The sequence below is a fragment of the Erwinia sp. 2186 genome, from assembly GCF_057812255.1.
Genome location: NZ_CM173824.1, coordinates 4,892,163 through 4,915,693 on the forward strand (window position 1 = coordinate 4,892,163; position 23,531 = coordinate 4,915,693).

General features: G+C 56.6%; 20 protein-coding genes. 12 read left to right on the top strand and 8 right to left on the bottom strand.

What is annotated here, in order from left to right:
* Window positions 1-35: 35 nt before the first annotated feature.
* Together glmU and glmS are read left to right on the top strand one after the other, a co-directional pair.
* The gene (gene glmU, locus ACXKZG_RS22765; protein ID WP_013204585.1) at window positions 36-1,406 is read left to right on the top strand and encodes a bifunctional UDP-N-acetylglucosamine diphosphorylase/glucosamine-1-phosphate N-acetyltransferase GlmU; all 1,371 of its coding nucleotides are present in this window, start codon (window positions 36-38) and stop codon (window positions 1,404-1,406) included.
* Window positions 1,407-1,591: 185 nt separating this feature from the next.
* Entirely contained in the window at window positions 1,592-3,424 is a 1,833-nt protein-coding gene (gene glmS, locus ACXKZG_RS22770; protein WP_013204584.1) for a glutamine--fructose-6-phosphate transaminase (isomerizing), read from the top strand.
* 93 nt (window positions 3,425-3,517) lie between these two features.
* Here glmS and uxaC read toward each other — a convergent pair whose 3' ends face one another.
* The gene (gene uxaC / locus ACXKZG_RS22775) at window positions 3,518-4,927 is read right to left on the bottom strand and encodes a glucuronate isomerase (RefSeq protein ID WP_488875496.1); all 1,410 of its coding nucleotides are present in this window, start codon (window positions 4,925-4,927) and stop codon (window positions 3,518-3,520) included.
* A gap of 317 nt (window positions 4,928-5,244) precedes the next feature.
* On the opposite strand from uxaC, the gene ACXKZG_RS22780 reads away from it, so the two are divergent.
* The 9 genes from ACXKZG_RS22780 to ACXKZG_RS22820 all read left to right on the top strand — a co-directional run bounded on the left by ACXKZG_RS22780 (window position 5,245) and on the right by ACXKZG_RS22820 (window position 15,826).
* Window positions 5,245-6,552, top strand: a complete 1,308-nt coding sequence (locus tag ACXKZG_RS22780; RefSeq protein ID WP_013204582.1) for an MFS transporter — start codon at window positions 5,245-5,247, stop codon at window positions 6,550-6,552.
* A gap of 31 nt (window positions 6,553-6,583) precedes the next feature.
* A complete protein-coding gene (locus tag ACXKZG_RS22785) occupies window positions 6,584-8,950 on the top strand; it encodes a glycoside hydrolase family 31 protein (RefSeq protein WP_488875497.1) in 2,367 nt (788 codons plus the stop codon).
* A gap of 96 nt (window positions 8,951-9,046) precedes the next feature.
* Complete coding sequence (locus ACXKZG_RS22790) at window positions 9,047-9,790, top strand: FCD domain-containing protein (RefSeq protein ID WP_041692168.1); 744 nt, start codon at window positions 9,047-9,049, stop codon at window positions 9,788-9,790.
* A 141-nt stretch (window positions 9,791-9,931) separates the two neighbouring features.
* Complete coding sequence (pstS, locus tag ACXKZG_RS22795) at window positions 9,932-10,972, top strand: phosphate ABC transporter substrate-binding protein PstS (protein ID WP_013204579.1); 1,041 nt, start codon at window positions 9,932-9,934, stop codon at window positions 10,970-10,972.
* Between the two features lie 85 nt (window positions 10,973-11,057).
* A complete protein-coding gene (gene pstC, locus ACXKZG_RS22800) occupies window positions 11,058-12,020 on the top strand; it encodes a phosphate ABC transporter permease PstC (RefSeq protein ID WP_013204578.1) in 963 nt (320 codons plus the stop codon).
* A complete protein-coding gene (gene pstA / locus ACXKZG_RS22805; protein WP_013204577.1) occupies window positions 12,017-12,904 on the top strand; it encodes a phosphate ABC transporter permease PstA in 888 nt (295 codons plus the stop codon). Before pstC ends, pstA begins: the two co-directional genes overlap by 4 nt.
* Window positions 12,905-12,948: 44 nt before the next feature.
* Window positions 12,949-13,719, top strand: coding sequence for a phosphate ABC transporter ATP-binding protein PstB (gene pstB / locus ACXKZG_RS22810; protein ID WP_013204576.1), 771 nt, complete (start codon window positions 12,949-12,951; stop codon window positions 13,717-13,719).
* 17 nt (window positions 13,720-13,736) lie between these two features.
* Complete coding sequence (gene phoU, locus ACXKZG_RS22815) at window positions 13,737-14,474, top strand: phosphate signaling complex protein PhoU (RefSeq protein ID WP_013204575.1); 738 nt, start codon at window positions 13,737-13,739, stop codon at window positions 14,472-14,474.
* Between the two features lie 116 nt (window positions 14,475-14,590).
* Window positions 14,591-15,826: an MFS transporter gene (locus ACXKZG_RS22820; protein WP_134823116.1), complete on the top strand. Its 1,236-nt coding sequence runs from the start codon at window positions 14,591-14,593 to the stop codon at window positions 15,824-15,826.
* A 37-nt stretch (window positions 15,827-15,863) separates the two neighbouring features.
* Here the strand turns inward: ACXKZG_RS22820 and yieH are convergent, their stop codons facing one another.
* Window positions 15,864-16,526: a 6-phosphogluconate phosphatase gene (gene yieH / locus ACXKZG_RS22825; protein ID WP_488875498.1), complete on the bottom strand. Its 663-nt coding sequence runs from the start codon at window positions 16,524-16,526 to the stop codon at window positions 15,864-15,866.
* A gap of 210 nt (window positions 16,527-16,736) precedes the next feature.
* Here yieH and ACXKZG_RS22830 point away from each other — a divergent pair, with 210 nt between their 5' ends.
* Entirely contained in the window at window positions 16,737-18,050 is a 1,314-nt protein-coding gene (locus ACXKZG_RS22830; RefSeq protein WP_013204572.1) for an NCS2 family permease, read from the top strand.
* A gap of 71 nt (window positions 18,051-18,121) precedes the next feature.
* Here ACXKZG_RS22830 and ACXKZG_RS22835 read toward each other — a convergent pair whose 3' ends face one another.
* The 6 genes from ACXKZG_RS22835 to rpmH all read right to left on the bottom strand — a co-directional run bounded on the left by ACXKZG_RS22835 (window position 18,122) and on the right by rpmH (window position 22,929).
* Complete coding sequence (locus tag ACXKZG_RS22835) at window positions 18,122-18,862, bottom strand: 4'-phosphopantetheinyl transferase family protein (RefSeq protein WP_134823114.1); 741 nt, start codon at window positions 18,860-18,862, stop codon at window positions 18,122-18,124.
* Window positions 18,863-19,044: 182 nt separating this feature from the next.
* A complete protein-coding gene (gene mnmE / locus ACXKZG_RS22840) occupies window positions 19,045-20,409 on the bottom strand; it encodes a tRNA uridine-5-carboxymethylaminomethyl(34) synthesis GTPase MnmE (protein WP_013204570.1) in 1,365 nt (454 codons plus the stop codon).
* A gap of 132 nt (window positions 20,410-20,541) precedes the next feature.
* Window positions 20,542-22,188: a membrane protein insertase YidC gene (gene yidC, locus ACXKZG_RS22845; protein ID WP_134823112.1), complete on the bottom strand. Its 1,647-nt coding sequence runs from the start codon at window positions 22,186-22,188 to the stop codon at window positions 20,542-20,544.
* A gap of 2 nt (window positions 22,189-22,190) precedes the next feature.
* A complete protein-coding gene (yidD, locus tag ACXKZG_RS22850) occupies window positions 22,191-22,448 on the bottom strand; it encodes a membrane protein insertion efficiency factor YidD (protein ID WP_071822134.1) in 258 nt (85 codons plus the stop codon).
* On the bottom strand, window positions 22,412-22,771 hold the full coding sequence (rnpA, locus tag ACXKZG_RS22855; RefSeq protein ID WP_034889333.1) for a ribonuclease P protein component: 360 nt from the start codon (window positions 22,769-22,771) through the stop codon (window positions 22,412-22,414). Before rnpA ends, yidD begins: the two co-directional genes overlap by 37 nt.
* Window positions 22,772-22,788: 17 nt before the next feature.
* Window positions 22,789-22,929: a 50S ribosomal protein L34 gene (rpmH, locus tag ACXKZG_RS22860; protein WP_013204567.1), complete on the bottom strand. Its 141-nt coding sequence runs from the start codon at window positions 22,927-22,929 to the stop codon at window positions 22,789-22,791.
* Between the last annotated feature and the right edge of the window lie 602 nt (window positions 22,930-23,531).

The window sequence follows — 23,531 nt, forward strand, 5'->3', positions numbered from 1 at the left end:
TTACTTCCGTTCAATAACTGAATTTCAGGATGTCTATGTCTACCAGCGCAATGAGCGTGGTGATCCTTGCCGCCGGCAAGGGAACCCGCATGTACTCCGACTTGCCGAAAGTGCTGCACCGCCTGGCGGGAAAGCCGATGGTGCAACATGTCATTGATGCCGCTACCCAGCTTGGCGCTGACAAGGTTCACCTGGTCTATGGCCACGGTGGCGATCTGTTGCAATCCACCTTAACGGACCCGGCGCTGAACTGGGTATTGCAGGCAGAACAGAAAGGAACCGGCCACGCGATGCAGCAGGCTGCACCTTACTTTGCCGACGATGAAGACATTCTGATGCTGTATGGCGACGTGCCGCTGATCTCGGTTGAGACGCTGCAACGTTTGCAAAGCGTGAAGCCAGAAGGCGGCATCGCGCTGCTGACGGTCATTCTGGATAATCCAACCGGTTACGGGCGCATCATTCGTGAGAACGGCTCGGTAGTCGGCATTATCGAACAGAAAGATGCCTCACCGGAGCAACTGGCGATCGCCGAAATCAATACCGGTATTCTGTTGGCTAACGGTGCCGATCTGAAACGCTGGCTGAGCAAGCTGACCAACAACAATGCTCAGGGCGAATACTATATTACCGACATCATAGCGCTCGCCCATCAGGAAGGCCGCGCGACCCAGGCGGTTCACCCGACGCGCTCGACAGAGACCGAAGGGGTGAATAATCGCCTGCAGCTGGCGACGCTTGAGCGTGTGTACCAGGCTGAACAGGCTGAGAAGCTGTTGCTGGCTGGCGTGATGTTGAAAGATCCGGCCCGTTTCGATCTGCGTGGTGAGTTGACCCACGGCCGGGACGTGGAGATCGACACCAATGTGATCATTGAAGGTCAGGTTAAGCTTGGCAATCGGGTCAAAATTGGCAGCGGCTGTATCCTGAAAAACTGCGTGATTGGTGATGACTGTGAAATCAGTCCTTACAGCGTGGTGGATGACGCCGAGCTGGCCGCTGCCTGCACCATTGGGCCGTTTGCGCGTCTGCGTCCAGGCTCGCAGCTGGCGGAAGGTGCCCACGTTGGCAACTTCGTCGAAATGAAAAAAGCCTCGTTAGGCAAAGGCTCGAAAGCCGGTCACCTGAGCTACCTTGGCGATGCGAAGATCGGCGCCAATGTGAACATCGGCGCGGGCACCATCACCTGCAACTACGATGGCGTGAACAAATCGCTGACGGTGATTGGCGATGATGTGTTTGTCGGCTCGGATACGCAGCTGGTGGCACCGGTCAATGTTGCGGCGGGTGCCACCATCGCTGCGGGCACCACGGTGATGACAGACGTTGCCGCCGCAGGCCTGGTGTATAACCGCAAAGACCAGAATCTGAAAACAGACTGGCAGCGCCCGGCGAAGAAGAAGTAAGCACTAACCGGGTAACCCAGGTTACCCCCAAATTATTCTGAGGAGGGAACCATCCCTCCCGCAAAAGCAGTCATAAATATAATCCCCACTCTCTACAAAGGCTCGGGGAACCGGCGCAATCCGGACTCATCAGGTCAGAAGACAAAGTTAATGACCGTTACGGTCATGACCTCAGGAATAACATTATGTGTGGAATTGTTGGTGCAGTAGCCCAGCGTGATATCGCTGAAATCCTGCTTGAAGGCTTACGTCGTCTCGAATACCGCGGCTACGACTCTGCCGGTGTGGCAGTGGTTACCGCAGAAGGCCAGGTCACGCGCCTGCGCCGTGTCGGTAAAGTGGCCATGCTGGCCGAAGCGGCTGAAACCACGCCATTGCTGGGTGGAACAGGCATAGCGCATACCCGTTGGGCAACCCACGGCGAGCCTTCCGAGGCGAATGCGCATCCCCATATCTCTGAACACATCATCATCGTTCACAACGGCATCATTGAAAACCATGAGCCGCTGCGCGAACTGCTGATCGAGCGTGGCTACCGCTTTGCCTCCGAGACCGATACGGAAGTGGTTGCTCACCTGGTTCACTGGGAGCAGCAGCAACAGGGCGGTTCACTGCGTGAAGTGGTACAGCGCGTGATCCCCCAGCTGCGCGGTGCCTATGGCATGGTGATCATGGACAGCCGCGATCCGTCGCTGCTGGTGGCCGCCCGTTCCGGCAGCCCGCTGGTGATTGGCCGTGGCGTGGGCGAAAACTTTATCGCTTCCGATCAGCTGGCATTGCTGCCGGTCACCCGTCGCTTCGTTTACCTTGAGGAAGGCGATATTGCGGTGATCACCCGTCGCGATGTCACCATTGTCGATCGTCAGGGCGAGCAGGTCACCCGCGCCGAAATCGAATCTAACGTGCAGTACGATGCCGGCGATAAAGGCCAGTTCCGCCACTACATGCAGAAAGAGATTTACGAGCAGCCGATGGCGATCAAAAACACCCTGAGCGGGCGTTTCAGTCACGGTGAAGTGGACCTCTCTGAGCTGGGACCGCAGGCCAACGAACTGCTGAAGCAGGTTGAGCATATCCAGATTGTCGCCTGTGGCACCTCCTACAACTCCGGCATGGTGTCGCGCTACTGGTTCGAAGCGCTGGCCAACGTGCCGTGTGACGTTGAGATTGCCTCTGAATTCCGCTACCGCAAATCCGCCGTGCGTAAAAACAGCCTGCTGATCACCCTGTCCCAGTCGGGTGAAACGGCGGACACGCTGGCTGCGCTGCGTCTGTCGAAAGAGCTCGGGTATCTGGGATCGCTGGCGGTGTGTAACGTGGCCGGTTCTTCGCTGGTGCGTGAATCCGATCTGGCGCTAATGACCAAAGCGGGCACCGAAATCGGCGTGGCGTCGACCAAGGCCTTCACCACGCAGCTGACGGTATTGCTGATGCTGGTGGCGAAAGTGGGTCGCCTGAAAGGCATGGATCCGCAGATTGAGCATGACATCGTGCATGGCCTGCAGGCGCTGCCAGCCCGCATCGAGCAGATGCTGTCGCAGGACAAGCTGATTGAGACGCTGGCGGAAGACTTCTCTGACAAGCATCATGCGCTGTTCCTTGGCCGTGGCGATCAGTATCCGATCGCCATGGAAGGGGCGCTGAAGCTGAAAGAGATCTCCTATATTCATGCGGAAGCCTATGCGGCCGGCGAACTGAAACACGGTCCTCTGGCGCTGATTGATGCCGATATGCCGGTGATTGTGGTCGCGCCGAATAACGAGCTGCTGGAAAAACTGAAGTCGAACATCGAAGAAGTGCGCGCGCGCGGCGGTCTGCTGTACGTGTTTGCCGATCAGGATGCCGGTTTCAGCAACTCCGAAGGGATGCGCATCATCCCGTTGCCGCACGTTGAAGATATCATTGCACCTATCTTCTACACTGTGCCGTTGCAGATGCTGTCGTACCACGTGGCGCTGATTAAGGGCACCGACGTCGACCAGCCGCGTAACCTGGCGAAGTCAGTCACGGTGGAATAACCGCTTTCGTCGGAGACTTTCCGCAAAAACAAAACCCCGGTTCTGCTGTTGAAGGCACAACCGGGGTTTTTTTATGGCTTAACGCCGGGCGACTCAGGCTTTAGCAAAATAGCGCTGGGCATTGTTATAGCTGATGTTCTGCACCATTTCGCCCACCCACGCCATTTCATGCGGGATTTCGCCCTGCTCCATCAGTCCACCCAGCATATTGCACAGGATGCGGCGGAAGTACTCGTGACGGGTATAGGACAGGAAGCTTCTGGAATCGGTGAGCATGCCGACGAACTGGCTCAGCAAGCCAAGCTGAGAGAGCTGTTCCAGCTGGCGCTGCATCCCGTCTTTCTGATCGTTGTACCACCAGCCGGAGCCGAACTGGATCTTGCCGGCAATGCCGCCGCCCTGGAAATTGCCGGTCAGCGCGGCGATCATCTCGTTATCGCGTGGGTTCAGGCAGTAAAGGATGGTTTTCGGCAACTGGTCGGTTTTATCCATCTGATCCAGCAACTGCGAAAGCTCGCGGGCGTAGGTGCGGTCGCCAATGGAATCAAACCCGGTATCGGCGCCCACCAGCCTGAACATCCGGCTGTTGGTATTGCGTAATGCGCCAATATGATACTGCATCACCCAGCCGCGCTGCGCGTATTGCTGACCTAACCACACCAGCACGGCGGTGGTGAAGCCCGCGACCTCTGCCTCATCCAGCGTCTGCCCGGCAATCCGCCGTTGCAGCAGGCGGCTTAGGGTGGCTTCTGTCGGCACTGGCGCAAAGCGCACGATTTCGATGCCGTGATCGGCCGCGCGGCAGCCATGGGCCTCAAAGTGATTCAGCCGACGCATTAAGGCGGTCAGCAGGCTGTCCCAGTCAGTAATTTCACCGTCCGCCGCTTCACCCAACTGAGAGATATAGTCGGCGAAACCGTCCAGTTCGATTTTAAAGGCGCGGTCCGGACGCCAGCTTGGCAGGATCTCAGTGTCGAACGTGCGGTCAGCGGCGATCTGGCGATGGTAACGCAGGTCGCTGATCGGGTCGTCGGTGGTGCCGACCATTTTCACCTTCATCTGCCGCATAATGCCGCGCGCGGAAAATTCCGGCGTCGCCAGCTGCGCGTTGCACTGATGCCAGAGGCTTTCTGCCGTTTCAGGCCGGAACAGCTGGCCGGTGATGCCAAACGGCCGCTTCAGCTCGAGGTGCGTCCAGTGATAGAGCGGATTGCCCAGCGTTTTCGGCACGGTCTGCGCCCAGGCCTGATATTTATCATAATCGCTGCCGTTGCCGGTGATCAGCGATTCTGCCACGCCCGCCGCACGCAGCGCCCGCCATTTATAGTGATCGCCTTCCAGCCAGATCTGGCTGAGATTCTCAAACTGACGGTCTTCAGCAATATCCTGCGGGTTGAGATGGCAGTGATAGTCATAGATTGGCATATCCGCCGCATAGCGGTGATACAGCTCGCGCGCGGCATCGCTGCGCAGTAAGAAATCTTCACCCATAAATACCGTCATTGCGTAGGCTCCGTTTTGCCAGACATCCCATCGCGCCAGGATATTTGGTTGACCACTTTTTATATAAATGCTCGCATTCGCTCATTGAATGGTCGAAGAGAGGCGGTTAACTGCCATAAAACACCAAAATAGCGTTTTGGTCGACCAATATTGGCTATTGTTGTGAGTGATATCACCCATCTGCACATTTCCTGTTGACCACTTTTTCACCTTGTCCGCAAGATGCGGGCAACCAGGGTGAGGGTGTGGATCAGCAATGCGTCTGGAAAGTGACGTGACTGACCGCCGCCGTTACCTCTTTCGACCGGAGATAAGCGATGAGCCTGACGGCAAACAGTGTGCAAGAGGCGGTGGGCAGTAAGAGAAAAGTCAAAAAGTTACGCTGGTGGATGCTGGTGCTGTTCCTGCTGGGCGTTACCGTTAACTACCTGACCCGCAACTCGCTGGGCATTCTGGCCCCGGAATTAAAAACCAGTCTGGGGATCACCACCGAACAGTATTCCTGGATTGTCGGTGCTTTCCAGCTGGCCTATACGCTGTTCCAGCCGTTGTGTGGCTGGCTGATTGATGTGATTGGCCTCAAGCTGGGCTTTGTGATCTGCGCCAGTATCTGGGCACTGGTCAGCCTGTTACATGCCGGCGCGGGAAGCTGGATCCATCTGGCGATCCTCCGCTTCTTTATGGGTGCCGCGGAAGCCGCTGCCACGCCCGCTAACGCCAAAACCATTGGCGACTGGTTCCCGAAAAAAGAGCGTCCCATCGCCGCAGGCTGGGCCGGTGTCGGCTTCTCTGTCGGTGCCATGCTGGCGCCGCCGATCATTTACGTCACCCACAGCTACTGGGGATGGCAAGGCGCCTTCCTGTTCTCGGGCGCGCTGGCAGCTGGCTGGGTAGTGCTGTGGCTGCTGTTCTATCATTCGCCGGAAGATCACCCGCGTCTGGACAAAGACGAGCTGGCGTTGATCAAGCAGGATAACGAGCCCGATGCGGTCAGACTGCCGTTCTTCACCGCGCTGAAAACCGTCGGCAAAAACAAACGTTTCTACGGCATCGCCATCCCGGCCTTTATGGCTGAGCCCGCCTGGGCAGTTTTAAGCTTCTGGGTACCGCTGTACCTCGCCAGCGAACGCGGCATGGATTTGAAACAGATTGCCATGTTTGCCTGGCTGCCGTTCCTCGCCGCCGATTTGGGCAGCATCGCCAGTGGCTACCTGACGCGCCTCTACACCCGTTGGTTTGGCTGCTCGCTGGTGAACTCGGTGGTTGCCAGCTCGGTGACCGGCGCATTCCTGATGCTGTCGCTGGCGCTGGTGGCGATCACCAAAGACCCTTACATCACCATTATCCTGATCTCGGTGGGTGGCTTTGGCCATCAGGTGATCTCCTGCATGTTAAGTGCGCTGGTGGTGGAGTCCTTTGATAAAGGGCAGATGGCTACGGTGAACGGGATGCGGGGTTCCTTTGCCTGGATCGCCAGCTTCCTGTTCTCCCTGTTGATAGGCGTCACGGCTGACACCATCGGATTCAATCCGCTGTTTGTGGCCATGGGCTTTTTCGATCTGATTGGTGCCGTGTTCCTGGTCGCGTTTATTGCCGAACGTCGAAGCACGTCGCGCGCGGCCTGATTTCCAGACTGACAATTTTGAAGAGTAAACGATGAAAACATTGAAAAACTGGGTGTTAGGGCAGAAAACGGCCGAATTTATTGAGCTTTGCGTCGATGAAAAACACCTGTTCCGCCTCTACGTGCTGGAACAGGGATTGTGTCGGGTGCTGATCAAGCAGAAAGGGGAGCTGGCGCTGGATCGCACCTGGAGCATCGCGCCGGAAGCGGACGTGCCGTGGGAAGGTCGCCTGCGGGAAAGCTGTGAAGGCTTCTCGCTGCCGGGTTATCACTGCGAGCATCAGGACGACAGGCTGGTGGTGACCACCGATTGCCTGCGGGTGACCGTTCATCAGCCGCTGTGGCTGGAGTGGGAATATCTTAATGAAGAGGCGGGATGGCAGCCGCTTTGCGCCGATCGCCCTACCGGCGCCTATCTGCTCAATGCCCATGGTGATGGCGTGGCGCATTATCAGCGCCGTTACGCGGAAGACAACTATTACGGCCTGGGCGAGAAAGCGGGCGATCTTAACCGTACCGGAGGCCGCTATGAAATGCGCAACCTGGATGCGATGGGCTATAACGCCGCCTCGACCGATCCGCTGTATAAGCATATTCCCTTCACCCTGACGCGGCGCGATACCGTCAGCTTCGGGCTGTTTTATGACAACCTGAGCACCACTCAGCTGGATTTAGGCAACGAGCTGGATAATTACCATCTGCCGTACCGCCGTTATCAGGCCGAGGCAGGCGACCTCGATTATTACCTGTTCCTTGGGCCAAAAGTACTGGATGTCACCAAAGCCTTTGTTCGTCTGACCGGGAAAACGCTGTTTGGCCCGAAATGGAGCCTCGGCTACAGCGGTTCGACCATGCATTACACCGATGCGCCGGATGCGCAGGTTCAGCTGATGAACTTTATTTCGCTGTGTCGGGAAAATGCCATTCCGTGCGACTCGTTCCAGCTGTCGTCAGGCTACACCTCAATCAACGACAAGCGTTATGTCTTCAACTGGAACCACGACAAGGTGCCGCAGCCGGAGCTGATGAGTGCGGCGTTTCATGAGGCCGGGATGAAGCTGGCTGCCAACATTAAGCCTTGCCTGTTGCAGGACCATCCGCGCTATGACGAAGTGGCGCAGAAGGGGCTGTTTATTCGCGATTCTGAATCAGACGCGCCTGAACGCTCGGTCTTCTGGGATGACGAAGGATCGCACCTCGACTTCACCAATCCGGCCACGGTGGCCTGGTGGCAGGAAAATGTCACCCACCAGCTGCTGGAAAAGGGGATTGATTCCACCTGGAATGACAACAACGAATATGAAGTCTGGGATGGCGAAGCGCGCTGTCACGGCTTCGGTCAGCCGTTGCCGATCAAGCTGATCCGTCCGGTCATGCCGCTACTGATGATGCGTGCTTCGATGGAGGCCCAGCAGCGGTTCGCGCCCGAAAAGCGTCCTTTCCTGATCTCCCGTTCAGGCTGTGCGGGGATGCAGCGCTATGTGCAGACCTGGAGTGGCGACAACCGCACTAACTGGCAGACGCTGCGCTATAACACGCGGATGGGCGTCGGGATGAGCCTCTCCGGCTTATATAACGTTGGGCATGACGTGGGCGGATTCTCAGGCGCCAAGCCCGATCCGGAGCTGTTTGTGCGTTGGGTCCAGAACGGCGTCATGCATCCGCGTTTCACCATCCATTCATGGAATGACGATCGCACGGTCAATGAACCCTGGATGTACCCGGAGGTCACCCCGGCGATCCGCGACGCGATGGCGCTGCGCTACCGTCTGATGCCTTACCTGTACACGCTGCTGTGGCAGGCCAGTCAGGACGATGAGCCGATGCTGCGCCCGACCTTCCTCGACCACGAGCACGATCCCCGCACCTTCGACGAGACCGATGATTTTATGCTGGGGCGTGATCTGCTGGTGGCCAGCGTGGTCGAGCCGGGAGCCACGCAGCGCGCCATCTACCTGCCTGAAAATACCACCGGCTGGTACGATTATTACAGCGGTCAGTGGCACCAGGGCGGCCAGACGATTAGCGTGGATGCGCCCTTAGACCGACTGCCGTTGATGGTCAGAGCGGGCGCGGCGCTGCCGCAGGCCAGCCGGGTGGGCCATATCGACAATGATTTGGATGACCAGCGCACGCTGCTGCTGTTCCCGGCACAAGGGATCGCTGAAGAGACCGGCATGCTGTTTGAAGATGATGGGGAAAGCTGGGAGTGGCAGCGCGACGGTGCGTTGTGGCTCAACTGGACGCTGAGCAGCGATGCTGAGCGCATCAATATTCAGTTCACTGCCCATGGACACTATCGCCCGGCCTGGAAAACCTTACGCCTGCAGCTGCCCACAGGAGAAACCCGCACGCTGACCATTAACGGCGAGCGTCAGGATAGCTGGACGCTGCGCTAAGCGGCAGAATGCGTCAACCAGACCGGCATTCTGGTTGACCACTCTTCAGCATTTTCCTACTATCTGAAGGCGTATTTCCTGACTGAGGCTGTGGCTATGAGTGTTGAAGTAAAGCGTCAATACCGCGAGGTCGGTGAATACCTGAAAGAAGAGCTGCATTCAGGCAAGTATCCGATCGGCACGCGACTGCCTCCCGAGCGGGATATCGCTGAGCGGGTGGGGGTTGGTCGCTCAGTGGTGCGTGAAGCCCTGATCATGCTGGAAATTGAAGGTTACGTTGAGGTGCGCAAAGGCTCGGGGATCTATGTGATTGCCATGCCAGGCGATCGCCAGCAACAGGACGGTGCCTCGCTGATCGGGCCGTTCGAACTGCTGCAGGCCAGGCAGCTGCTGGAAAGCAACATTGCCGAATTTGCCGCACTGCAGGTCACGCCAGCGGATATCAAGAAAATGCGCGCCGCGCTGGATGCCGAGATTAAAGATATTGAAACCGGTGGCGGTGAGGATGGCGATAAGCTGTTCCATCTGGCCATTGTCGAAGCCACCCACAACAATATGCTGACAGAGATGTGGAAGCAGTGCTGGGCGCAGCGGGAGAACAACCCCATGTGGCAACAGCTGCATGAGCGCATCTCCAGCAAGGAGTACCGCCGCGAATGGTTGAAGGATCACCAGCTGATCCTGGCTGCGTTACAGAAAAAAGATGCCGCTGCCGCCAAACTGGCGATGTGGACGCATCTGGAGAACGTAAAGTTACGTCTGATGGCCCTGTCAGATGTCGATGCCCCTGAATTTGATGGTTATCTTTTCGGCTCCTGGCCTATCCGCGTCACGACCTGACTCAAACTCACCCACCGTCACAAAACTGTCATAAAGTGTACATTTTACTGTCATCAAACTGTCCTATTTTGCCTCCAGCAGCAATGATTATTCATTATTAAAATGGCGTTAAGCCTGACTTTTAATCCCCCTGGAGGGAACATGACACTGATGCAAAAAACCCTGGCTCAATGTGTAGCGGTAACCCTTTCGTTGACCGCGGTTTCTGCTTTTGCCGCCACTAACCTGACCGGTGCCGGTGGGACTTTCCCGGCGCCTGTGTACAACAAATGGGCTGCAGACTACAACACAGCGACTGGCGCTCAGGTTAACTACCAGGGTATCGGTTCATCCGGTGGCGTGAAGCAAATCATCGCAAAAACCGTCGATTTTGGTGCGTCTGATGCGCCACTGAAAGATGAAGATCTGCAGAAGAATGGCCTGTTCCAGTTCCCAACCGTGATCGGTGGCGTGGTGCTGGCCGTCAACATTCCGGGAATCAAATCCGGTCAGCTGACGCTGGACGGTAAAACCGTCGGTGATATCTACCTGGGTACCATCAAGAAGTGGAACGATCCGGCAATCACCAAGCTGAACCCAGGCGTTAAGCTGCCAGACAGCAACATCAACGTGGTGCGCCGCGCTGACGGTTCCGGTACGTCCTACGTGTTCACCAGCTACCTGGCGAAAGTGAACAGCGACTGGAACAGCAAAATTGGTAAGGGCAACACCGTTAACTGGCCAACCGGTCTGGGCGGTAAAGGTAACGACGGCGTCGCCGCGTTCGTTCAGCGTCTGCCGGGTTCAATCGGTTACGTAGAATATGCCTATGCCAAGCAGAACAACCTGGCGTACACCAAACTGATGGATGCCGACGGTAAAGCCGTTTCTCCAAGCGAGAAGAGCTTCAGCAACGCCGCGAAAGGCGCGAACTGGACAGAATCTTTCGCCCAGGACCTGACCTTCCAGAAAGGTGACGACGCATGGCCAATCTCTTCCACCACCTTTATCCTGGTGCAGAAAGAGCAGGCCAACGCGGAGAAAGGCGCAGCGGTACTGAAATTCTTCGACTGGGCCTACAAAAACGGCGGCAAAACCACCAACAGCCTGGACTATGCTGCGCTGCCAGACTCGGTAGTTGAGCAGATCCGTGCCGCCTGGAAAACCAACGTGAAAGACAGCTCCGGTAAAGCACTGTACTAAGCTGTTGTAGGGGCCGGAGCACTCCGGCCCGTTCCCTCGGGTGGCACCGTCGTGCCGCCCCTACACTTTCAACATCGAGAACTCTATGGCTGCAACCAAGCCGACATTCAAAGCCCCCGGCAAGCAGGGTGACATCATTTTCGGTGCACTGGTAAAACTGGCTGCGCTGATCGTGCTGCTGCTGCTCGGTGGCATTATTGTCTCTCTGATCATCTCTTCCTGGCCCAGCATTGAGAAATTTGGTTTCTCGTTCCTGTGGACCAAAACCTGGGATGCACCCAACGAACAATTTGGTGCGCTGGTACCGATTTACGGCACCGTCGTGACCTCGATTATCGCGCTGATTATTGCCGTTCCGGTCAGCTTTGGTATCGCCCTGTTCCTGACTGAACTGGCACCGAACTGGCTCCGCCGCCCGCTGGGCACGGCGATTGAGCTGCTGGCGGCGATCCCCAGCATTGTCTACGGCATGTGGGGCCTGTTTATTTTTGCGCCGCTGTTTGCCACCTACTTCCAGACCCCGTTGGGCGACCTGATGGCGAACATTCCCATCGTCGGTACGCTGTTCTCGGGTCCGGCATTTGGTATTGGTATTCTGGCTGCCGGGATTATCCTGGCGATCATGATCATCCCGTACATCGCGTCTGTGATGCGCGATGTGTTTGAACAAACGCCGGTGATGATGAAAGAGTCGGCTTACGGCATCGGTTGCACCACCTGGGAAGTGATCTGGCGCGTGGTGCTGCCGTTCACCAAAAACGGCGTGATTGGCGGCGTGATGCTCGGTCTGGGGCGTGCGCTGGGTGAAACCATGGCGGTGACCTTTATCATCGGTAACACCTACCAGCTCGACAGCCCGTCGCTGTTTATGCCGGGCAACAGTATTACCTCCGCGCTGGCGAACGAATTTGCTGAAGCGGAATCCGGCGTGCATACCGCCGCGCTGATGGAGCTGGGCCTGATCCTGTTTGTGATTACCTTTATCGTGCTGGCCTGCTCAAAACTGATGATTTTGCGCCTGGCAAAAAGTGAAGGAGCGCGCTCATGACCACCATGGAAATGCAGTCTCGCGCCGAACTGGACGCATCCCGCCGCAAAATGCAGGCGTGGCGTCGAATGAAAAACCGCATCGCGCTGGCGCTGTCGATGCTGACCATGGCCTTTGGCCTGTTCTGGTTGGTGTGGATCCTGTTTGCCACCGTCACCCGTGGCGTGGATGGCATGACGCTGTCGCTGTTTACCGAGAATACGCCGCCGCCAAATACCGCCGGTGGCGGCCTGGCCAACGCCATCGCCGGTAGCGGACTGTTAATCTTATGGTCAACGGTGATCGGCACGCCGCTGGGCATTATGGCCGGGGTTTATCTGGCCGAATATGGCCGCAAATCCTGGCTGGCCGAGGTGATCCGTTTTATTAACGACATCCTGCTGTCTGCTCCGTCGATTGTGGTCGGTCTGTTTGTCTACACGCTGGTTGTGGCCAAGATGCAGCACTTCTCTGGCTGGGCGGGTGTGGTTGCGCTGGCCCTGCTGCAGATCCCGATTGTTATCCGCACCACGGAAAACATGCTGCGACTGGTGCCGGACAGCCTGCGTGAAGCGGCGTACGCGCTGGGCACGCCGAAGTGGAAGATGATCTCGGCGATCACCCTGAAAGCCTCCGTCTCCGGCATTCTGACCGGCGTGCTGTTGGCGATTGCCCGTATTGCGGGCGAAACGGCGCCGCTGCTGTTCACCTCACTCTCCAACCAGTTCTGGAGTACTGACATGATGCAGCCGCTGGCCAACCTGCCGGTGACCATCTTTAAATTCGCCATGAGCCCGTTTGCCGAATGGCAGAGTCTGGCCTGGGCGGGCGTGCTGCTGATTACCCTCTGCGTGCTGTTGCTGAACATCCTGGCGCGCGTCGTTTTTGCCAAGGGCAAACATTAATTACTTAAGCGCGGCTGCGGCGGCGTGAATAAGCGAGAAAGAGAATGGCTGACAACACCTCAAGTAAGATGATTCAGGTTCGTGATTTGAACTTCTACTACGGGAAATTTCATGCGCTGAAAAACATCAATCTGGATATCGCGAAAAACCAGGTCACGGCGTTTATCGGCCCGTCAGGCTGTGGCAAGTCCACCCTGCTGCGTACCTTTAACAAGATGTTCTCGCTCTACCCGGAACAGCGGGCAGAAGGCGAGATCATGCTGGATGGCGAAAACATTCTCACCGCCAGCCAGGATATCGCGCTGCTGCGTGCCCGGGTCGGAATGGTGTTCCAGAAGCCGACGCCGTTCCCGATGTCGATTTATGACAACATCGCCTTTGGCGTGCGCCTGTTTGAAAAATTGTCCCGCGCGGATATGGATGAGCGCGTACAGTGGGCGCTGACCAAGGCCGCGCTGTGGACAGAAACCAAAGACAAGCTGCACCAGAGTGGCTACAGCCTGTCGGGTGGTCAGCAACAGCGTCTGTGCATCGCGCGGGGCATTGCCATTCGCCCAGAGGTGCTGCTGCTGGATGAACCCTGCTCGGCGCTGGATCCGATCTCGACCGGCCGCATTGAAGAGCTGATCACCGAATTAAAGCAGGATTACACCGTGGTTATCGTGACGCACAACATGCAGCAGGCTGCACGCTGTTCCGATCACACGGCCTTTATGTATCTGGGCGAACTGATTGAATTCAGCGATACTGACACGCTGTTTACCAAGCCGCATCAGAAACAAACTGAAGACTACATTACCGGCCGTTACGGTTGAGTTGACTGGAGAGTACGATGGATAACCTGAATCTGAATAAACATATCTCCGGGCAGTTTAACGCCGAGCTGGAGCATATCCGTACCCAGGTGATGACCATGGGCGGCATGGTTGAGCAGCAACTGATGGACGCCATCAAAGCGATGCACAACCAGGATGGCGAGCTGGCGAAGCAGGTGATTGATGGTGACCAGAAGGTCAACATGATGGAAGTGTCGATTGATGAAGCCTGCGTGCGCATCATCGCCAAACGTCAGCCCACCGCCAGCGATCTGCGTCTGGTGATGGCGATCATCAAAACCATCTCCGAGCTGGAACGCATTGGTGATGTGGCCGAGAAGATCAGCCGCACCGCGCTGGAGAAATTCGGTCAGCATCACAAGCCGCTGTTGGTCAGCCTGGAGTCGCTGGGCCATCACACCATTCAGATGCTGCATGATGTGCTGGATGCCTTCGCGCGGATGGATCTGGGCGCGGCGATTGAGATCTACCGTGAAGACAAGAAGGTCGATCAGGAGTATGAGGGCATCGTGCGTCAGCTGATGACCTATATGATGGAAGATCCGCGCACCATTCCCAGCGTGCTGACCGCGTTATTCTGCGCCCGCGCCATTGAGCGTATCGGCGATCGTTGTCAGAACATCTGCGAAATCATCTTCTACTTCGTTAAAGGGCAGGATTTCCGCCACGTTGGCGGTGACGAGCTCGATAAGCTGTTAACCGGCGACGACGAAGGCAGTAATTCTCCTACCTGATGTTCCTCACTGGCCGGCTGAGTCCGGCCCGTTGATCCTGCCGGCGACTTTTCGTCTGGAATGTGACCGCCTGCCTACTTATACTTGCCGCACTTTATTTCTGGCAGGGAACACTCATGATTTCAAAGACGCCCGTAAAGGGCGCTACTCCAGGCAAGGCCATGCTGGCGGCGATCAGCGGCTATGCAATGGACGGCTTCGATCTGCTGATTCTGGGCTTTATGCTGCCCGCCATCTCGATTTCACTGGCGCTCAGCCCTTCGCAGGCGGGCTCACTGGTGACCTGGACGCTGATTGGCGCGGTACTCGGCGGCATTATCTTCGGGCACCTGAGCGATCGCTTTGGCCGCATCCGCGTACTGACCTATACCATCCTGATGTTCTCGGTGTTCACCGGTCTGTGCGCGGTGGCGCAGGGTTACTGGGATCTGCTGGCCTACCGCACCTTAGCGGGCGTCGGGCTGGGCGGGGAATTCGGCATTGGTATGGCGCTGATTGCCGAAGCCTGGCCTGCCAACAAGCGTAACCGCGCGTCGGCCTGGGTCGGTATCGGCTGGCAGCTGGGCGTGTTACTGGCGGCATTTATCACCCCGTTCCTGCTGGGCTACATTGGCTGGCGCGGCATGTTCCTGGTCGGGTTACTGCCGGCTCTCGCCTCCTTTATTATCCGCCGCGGCATGGGCGAACCGGCCGGATTTACCCAACATGTGGATGTGAACCAGGGCCTTTCGTTCTCAGCAAGGCTTAAGCTGCTGGTCAAGGATCGCGCGACCGCCAAAGCCAGCCTGGGGATTTTCATCCTTTGTTCGGTGCAGAATTTTGGCTATTACGGCCTGATGATCTGGATGCCAAGCTACCTTTCCAGCAATTTCGGCTTCTCGCTGACCAAGTCAGGGCTGTGGACGGCGGTGACGGTGATCGGCATGACCTTTGGCATCTGGCTGTTTGGCGTGCTGGCGGACCGCTTCGCGCGCTGGAAGATTTTCCTGCTTTACCAGTTTGGTGCGGTGATTATGGTGATCGTGTATGCGCAGCTGCGCGACCCGACCGTGATGCTGTTTACCGGTGCGGTGATGGGGATGTTTGTGAACGGGATGATTGGCGGTTACGGTGCCCTGATCTCCGACACCTACCCGGCGAAGGTGCGGGCAACGGCGCAGAACGTGTTGTTCAACCTCGGCCGTGGTGTGGGCGGTTTTGGTCCACTGGTGATAGGTCTGCTGGTGATCCACCTGTCGTTTACCGCCGCCATTACCCTGCTGGCGCTGATTTACCTGCTGGATATCTTCGCCACCCTGTTCCTGCTGCCCAAAAAGCAGGGCACGGAGGATTCGCTGGGCGCGATTGGCTGATCGGCTCAGGGGCGAAGAGATTCGCCTCTGACGCCGCTTAACTGGTGATGTTCCAGCCTTTTGCCCGCCACAGTGCAGGCAGTTCGGCCATCTCGGTGAAAGGGGTGACCAAAGGGTGATCCAGCGGCTTATTATGCGCATCCGCGCAGAAGTAAAACACCGGAATGCCTGCCGCAATACCGGCCTTCGCTCCCGCTTCCGAGTCATCAATCAGAATGCACTGCCCGATGGGAACGTTCATCTCGCGGGCGGCGTGGTACATCAATTCCGGATCGGGTTTCCAGCTGCCAATGTCATAGCCGCTGTAAAGGCGATCGGTAAACCACGGCAGCATCTCCGTCAGCCCCAGCGAGTGCTGCATTTTTGGCACCGTCCCGTTGGATACCACGCACATCGGCACGGTGATCTGCTCAAGCAGCGCTTTTGCGCCGGCGATCGGCTTCAGTTCCAGATCGAACAGCCGCGCCACTTCTTTGCGGTATGCCGGTTCGAACTCCTCTTTGCTGACGCTGAGATGATGCCCGGCGCGCACCTCGGCAATAATGTCGTACAGCTTGACGCCTTTGTACTTTTCAAACATCTCCTGCAGTGAAAGGTCGCCGCCAAACTGCGCGAAGGTATTCACGTAGGCCTGGGTACAAAGCAGTTCACTGTCCACCAGCGTTCCGTCGCAATCAAAAAATACACATCCAACAGTCATCGGTGTCTCCCGGAGTTTTTTTACGGTCGCTCCACTTTGACTTACCTGCGGCGGAATTGCGACTGAGAAATGTCAATTCCAGTTAGTGGTTGTGAACGTCTGTAAAACGCGGCGCAACCGGTTGCGAAAAAACCTGTCGGTTAGCTCCCAAAATCAGAATTTTAGGTTAGGATAGCCGTCGACAACTTTTCTCCGTTTTGGAATCACATAATGACTAATCCAGGCCTACTACAGCGGATCTTTAAACTGCAGGAACACGGCACGACCGTCCGTACCGAAGTGATTGCAGGTATCACCACTTTCCTGACGATGGTGTATATCGTTTTTGTGAACCCACAGATCCTCGGTGTGGCGGGCATGAACACCCAGGCGGTGTTTGTCACCACCTGTCTGATTGCCGCGTTCGGCAGCATCCTGATGGGCCTGGTCGCTAACCTGCCGGTGGCACTTGCGCCGGCAATGGGCCTGAATGCCTTCTTTGCTTTCGTGGTGGTCGGTGCGATGGGCATCTCCTGGCAGGTGGGGATGGGTGCCATCTTCTGGGGCGCGGTTGGCCTGCTGCTGCTGACCATTTTCCGCGTCCGCTACTGGATGATTGCCAATATTCCTGCCAGCCTGCGCGTGGGGATCACCGCCGGTATCGGTCTGTTTATTGCGATGATCGGCCTGAAAAATGCCGGCATCATCGTTTCCAACAAAGATACGCTGGTGGCGGTCGGTAACCTGACCTCACACAGCGTGCTGCTGGGTGCGCTGGGCTTCTTTATTATCGCCATTCTGGCTTCCCGCAATATTCATATCGCGGTGCTGGTGTCGATTGTGGTGACCACGCTGATTGGTCTGGCGATTGGTGATGTGAAATACGGCGGCGTCTTCTCCGCGCCAACCGGCATCACCTCGATTGTCGGTCAGGTGGATCTGGCCGGATCGCTGAACGTTGGCATGGCCGGCATCATCTTCTCCTTTATGCTGGTTAACCTGTTCGACTCCTCCGGTACGCTGATTGGCGTCACCGACAAAGCGGGTCTGACCGACGAGAAAGGCACCTTCCCACGCATGAAGCAGGCGCTGTTCGTTGACAGCATCAGCTCGGTGGCCGGTTCTTATATCGGCACTTCTTCCGTGACGGCCTATATCGAAAGCTCATCCGGTGTTTCCATCGGGGGCCGTACCGGGTTGATGGCGGTGGTGACCGGGATCCTGTTCCTGCTGGTGATGTTCCTGTCACCGCTGGCGGGCATGGTTCCAGCCTATGCGGCGGCGGGTGCGCTGATTTATGTTGGCGTGCTGATGAGCTCAAGCCTGGCGCGCGTGAAGTGGGATGACCTGACCGAAGCCGTTCCGGCCTTTGTCACGGCGGTGATGATGCCCTTCAGCTTCTCCATTACCGAAGGGATTGCGTTAGGCTTTATCTCTTACTGCGTGATGAAGTTTGGCACCGGTCGCTGGCGTGAAATCAGCCCCTGCGTGGTGGTTGTCGCGCTGCTGTTTGTGCTGAAAATCGTGTTTATCGACGCGCATTAATCGCGTTAAGCAGGCCAGCTCCGGCTGGCCTGTGGCTTTCTCAACGCCGGCGTTCGCCGCGTTTCCCGTGCCTATCCCTGAAACACTTTCTCTGCTGGCAGACTGGTCAGACGCAGCATGCGTTGGCCCATCGCCGGTTTGTTGACCTGAATATCCTGCAGTCGCGTCCAGTTCTTCTCTTCGTCAGACTCCCAAAGATGCAAACGCTCGTTGCCGGGTGACAGCGCACAGGACCAGATCAATAAGGGTTCCACGTCGGAAACCGCCTGAATATCGGGATACTCCAGCGAGCGTAAGCGGCCAGAGGCGGGATGCAGCCGCAATGACTCGCTGCGGCCTTCTTTCACCCCGGTCAGCTTCATCAGGCTTTTACGCATTGCCCACAGCTGGATAGCGGCTTCGCTGGGGTCGGTTTGCGCATTAATCCAGGCGCGTTCACCGGAAGAGAGGCCTTGCAGATACTGCTCCTGGGTTTGCCTGCTGTGCGCACGGACAATTTCAATGCCCAGCCCGGCATGACCGCCTTCTTCTGCCAGCAGGACGCCAATAATGTTACCGGCATAGGCCAGGCTGAAGTCAGGAAGGTCGGGGTCGGCAAACACCGGGCGGCCACACGCGCTGAGCGTCATTTCCGGCAGCTGTGAAAGGCCATAAACGCGCAGCATCAGGTCAGCCAGCAACGCGCGGGCTGCCAGATAACGCACACGGCGCTTTTCAGCCAGCGTGCTGGAGAAATCAAGCAGGGGTTGTGAGAGTCGCTGTACCGAGGGGAGACCCTGGGTAAGGGTGCGGCGTGCAAAATGACTGGCCATCTGTCGCTCCGTGAAAATGGTCGGAAAATCATCGGGGCTATTGTAAGAATTTTCTTAGCAAATATCACCTCACTTTACGTGGAAGTGCAGACTTTCAGATTAAGATCATGTTTTTGGCGATAGCTGAGCAGCATTGGACGTTTTGCAGAGAAAAGAGGGGAAACCTGCGTTTCCCCTTTGATTTATTTACCGATGCAGAAGCTGGAAAAGATGCGGCCCAGCAAATCATCGGAGGTAAACTCGCCGGTGATTTCGCTTAACGCCTGTTGCGCCACTCTCAGCTCTTCCGCCAGCAGTTCGCCAGCACGGGCGCCCAGCAGCTGCTCTCTTCCCTGGAGTAAGTGAGTAGCTGCTAACTCAAGCGCCTGCAGGTGACGACGACGCGCCAGGAAGCCGCCTTCCATGTTGCCGGAGAAGCCCATGCTCTCTTTCAGATGGTTGCGCAGCACGTCAATGCCGTCGCCGGTGCGGGCCGACAGGCGAATAAGTGAGTGGCCATTCACTTCCGTCAGACCTTGCGCCTCGCCGGTGACGTCCGCTTTGTTACGCACCACGGTGATCGGCAGAGTCGCGGGTAAACGGGCAATAAAGTCTGGCCAGATTTCGGCAGGCTCGGTGGCGCCGGTGGTGGTGCCGTCAACCATAAACAGCACGCGATCTGCCTGTTCGATCTCGTTCCACGCACGTTCGATGCCGATGCGCTCAACTTCGTCGCTGGCTTCGCGCAGTCCGGCGGTATCAATGATATGCAGCGGCATGCCGTCAATATGGATGTGCTCGCGCAGCACGTCGCGGGTGGTACCGGCGATATCGGTCACAATCGCCGCCTCACGGCCTGCCAGCGCATTCAGCAGGCTGGACTTACCGGCATTGGGGCGACCGGCGATCACCACCTTCATGCCTTCCCGCAGCAGGCTGCCCTGACGCGCTTCGGCCCGCACGCCATCCAGATCGGCAATCACCTGTTCCAGCTGCGCTTCGATTTTGCCGTCTGACAGGAAGTCGATCTCCTCATCCGGGAAGTCGATAGCCGCTTCGACGTAGATTCGCAGGTGAGTAAGTGCTTCCACAAGATGGTTAACGCGCAGCGAAAACGCCCCCTGAAGGGAGTTCAGCGCCGAGCGCGCTGCCTGTTCAGAACTGGCATCAATCAGGTCGGCAATCGCCTCAGCCTGCGCGAGGTCCAGCTTGTCATTGAGGAAGGCGCGTTCTGAGAATTCGCCGGGACGGGCGATACGCAGGCCAGGCATGGCGACAATGCGCTTAAGCAGCAGGTCGAGGATCACCGGGCCGCCATGACCCTGCAGTTCCAGCACATCTTCGCCGGTAAAGGAGTTCGGGCCTGGGAACCACAGCGCAATGCCCTGGTCCAGCGCTTTCCCATCGGTATCACGGAAGGGCAGATAGTCGGCGTAGCGGGGTTTAGGCAGCTTGCCCAGCAGTGCCTGAGCAACCTCAGCGGCTTTGCTGCCGGAAATGCGCAGGATGCCCACACCACCGCGACCTGGCGGCGTCGCCTGGGCGACGATAGTCTCGCTATGACTCATATTCGACTCTCTTTTTTTGGCAAAAAAATAAGGCGGTCAGTGACCGCCTTATAGTACACCCTTCCTCTTTCTCACTGCCCGCGTATTGGCTGCAATGAGAAATCCTCCGGGTGAAGCATCTTTTAGTGAAACTTATGCTTTCTTCTTGTCACGGCTGTGTAAGCCACGTTTTTCCAGGCCGCGATAAATCAGCTGCTGCTGGATAATGGTGACCAGGTTACTGACGATGTAGTACAGCACCAGACCAGACGGGAACCACAGGAAGAACACGGTGAAGATCACCGGCATAAAGGTCATGATCTTCTGCTGCATCGGGTCGGTCACGGTGGTCGGCGACATCTTCTGAATGAAGAACATCGTTACGCCCATCAGGATCGGCAGGATGTAGTACGGGTCCTGTGCAGACAGGTCATGGATCCACAGTGCAAACGGCGCATGACGCAGTTCAATCGAGCCCATCAGCATGTAATACAGCGCCAGGAAGATTGGCATCTGGATAACCAGCGGCAGACAGCCACCCAATGGGTTCACTTTCTCTGCTTTGTACAGCGCCATCATTTCCTGGCTCATACGCTGCTTATCTTCACCGATACGCTCACGCATTGCCTGAATCTTCGGCTGCAGCATGCGCATTTTCGCCATGGAGGTGTACTGCGCTTTAGTCAGCGGGTACATGATGCCACGAACGATAAAGGTGATAACGATAATGGAGAAGCCCCAGTTACCGATAAAGCTGTGCAGGAATTTCAGCAGTTTGAACAGCGGCTGCGAGATAAACCACAACCAGCCATAATCCACGGTCAGGTCCAGATGCGGCGCGATAGCGGCCATCTTGTCCTGAATTTCCGGTCCAACCCACAGGGTGGCAGCCAGATTCTGCTGCGCGCCAGGGGCGATAGTGACCGGTGCAGATTTGTAGCCGATAGCCGCAATACCGTTACCCAGGTTACTGGTGTAAAGCGTATTGGTGCCGTTGGTGCGTGGCACCCAGGCCGTCGCGAAGTATTGCTGAAGCATCGCCACCCAACCGTTGTTGGTGGTGGTGCTCAGGTTTTCGTTATCGCTGATTTTATCAAACTTGTACTTCTCGTAGTTGGTCTCACTGCTGGAGTAAGCCGCGCCACGGAAAGTGTGCAACGCAAAATTATTACTGCCGGTATCGCGGTGTTTTGGCAGGTCGATGGTCTGCTTCAGCTGACCGAACATCGCCACTTCCAGCGGCTGCTGGGTGGTGTTGTTAACCTGATAATCCACGTTGATCGCAAACTCACCGCGCTTCAGTACGAAGGTTTTGGTGTAGGTTGCGCCGTTTTCCGCAGTGTAGGTCATCGGGATACGCAGTTCGCTCTGGCCGTCCGCCATCTCAAAGCTATCCTGAGTGGTGGTGAACAGTGGACGCGCGCCGTTAGCCGGGTTGTCCGGGCCGTTACGACCGGTCAGACCGCTCTGAGCCTGATACAGAAAACCTGGGTTGGTTTCCAGCAGCTGGAATGGCTGAGAAGAACCCAGTTTATCCGGGTAAGTCAGCAGCTGTGCCTGCTCGATATCGCCACCACGGGTGTTGATATGTAATGTCAGGACATCAGTCTTAACGGTGATCGTTTTGCCCTGTCCGCTGGCAGGTACGCCCTGGTTTGCGGCATCACCGGCTGCGCTGGTCGTGTTTTGTGTGGTCTGAGTCTGCACAGGCTGCGGAGCGTGGTCCGTCTGCCAGGCTTGCCAGATCATAAAAGACACGAACAGAAAAGCGATGAGAAAAAGATTGCGTTGCGAATCCATCGTTAATGTTCTCTGTTATCGTCGGTTTTTGGCGGCACCGGATCGTCGCCACCCGGGTTCAAGGGGTGGCATTTTAATACGCGTTTCATCGTTAACCAACTGCCTTTTATCACCCCAAACCTGCGCAATGCCTCAATACCGTATTGAGAACAGGTGGGATGGAAGCGACAGTGGGGTCCTAAAAGCGGACTAATCGCGCGTTGATACACGCGGATGACCGCTATCAGGAGCCGCGAGCCAGGCGACAGTGACGACGCCATAGTTTCTCCAACGCTTCCGTCAGCGCACGGTTATCTAGGTCAGCCACGCCTTTTTTCGCCACGATCACGAAATCCATTGCTGGAAGTTCATGTTGACGCAGGCGAAAACTCTCGCGGGTCAATCTCTTGATCCGGTTGCGTTCATGCGCGCGTTTGACGTGTTTTTTTGCGACGGTAAGACCGATGCGGGGATGCCCCAGCGAGTTCAGGCGGCCGAGAATAGTAATTTGCGGCGTGCCAGCTCTTTGTGGCTGCTGGAAGACGAAAGTGAAATGAGTGGGAGTTAACAAACGTAACTCCCTGGGAAATGCGAGCTTAACCACTGAGCGGTTAGCTTTTATTACTTAGAAACGGTCAGGCGTGAACGGCCTTTAGCACGACGACGTGCCAGAACCTGTTGACCATTTTTTGTTGCCATACGAGCACGGAAACCGTGTGAACGGTTACGCTTCAGTACGGACGGTTGAAAAGTGCGTTTCATGGCGATTTCTACCTAAACTTGGAAAATTTTCACTGGGTGACGCGTTTTGATGGTCAGAAAACCGACCGACGCCTCAGTGTGTCTTTAATAAAGAGGCGGGATTGTAATAATTGTACAGTCCGGAGTCAATTTACTTCGCGTTAAAAGCCGCGTCTGGATGTCCCGGTCGACCGCAAAACCAGCCGGTACGGGCCAGAGCGCTACGCGTCGGGGCGAGAATTATACGGCCTCTGCTATAAAGCGCAAGGATCGTTCAGGATCTTCTTGCGATCCCTTACATCAGGCTTGCGACAATAACGTGACGGGCGCTTTAAAATTCGATGAATGCAGACGATCCTGAATGCCTTTTGAGCACGAGAGCGTAAACTTATCCCCGCAGCGATGGCCTGTGGATAAATTGGATCAAAACTGTGTAGAAAGTGAAGATCTCTGCTTCGCTTTACGCTATGATCCGCCCTTCCGTTTGCGATCCTCCGGGTCGATCGATGGCGGGATAACCGCGGACAGCGGTTCGTATGTGCGTCATCTGCATGCGTCAACAATGATGAATTTATCGCTTCAGCGCCTTTTTTCTTATCGAATTTTTTCGAGTGGAGTCCGCC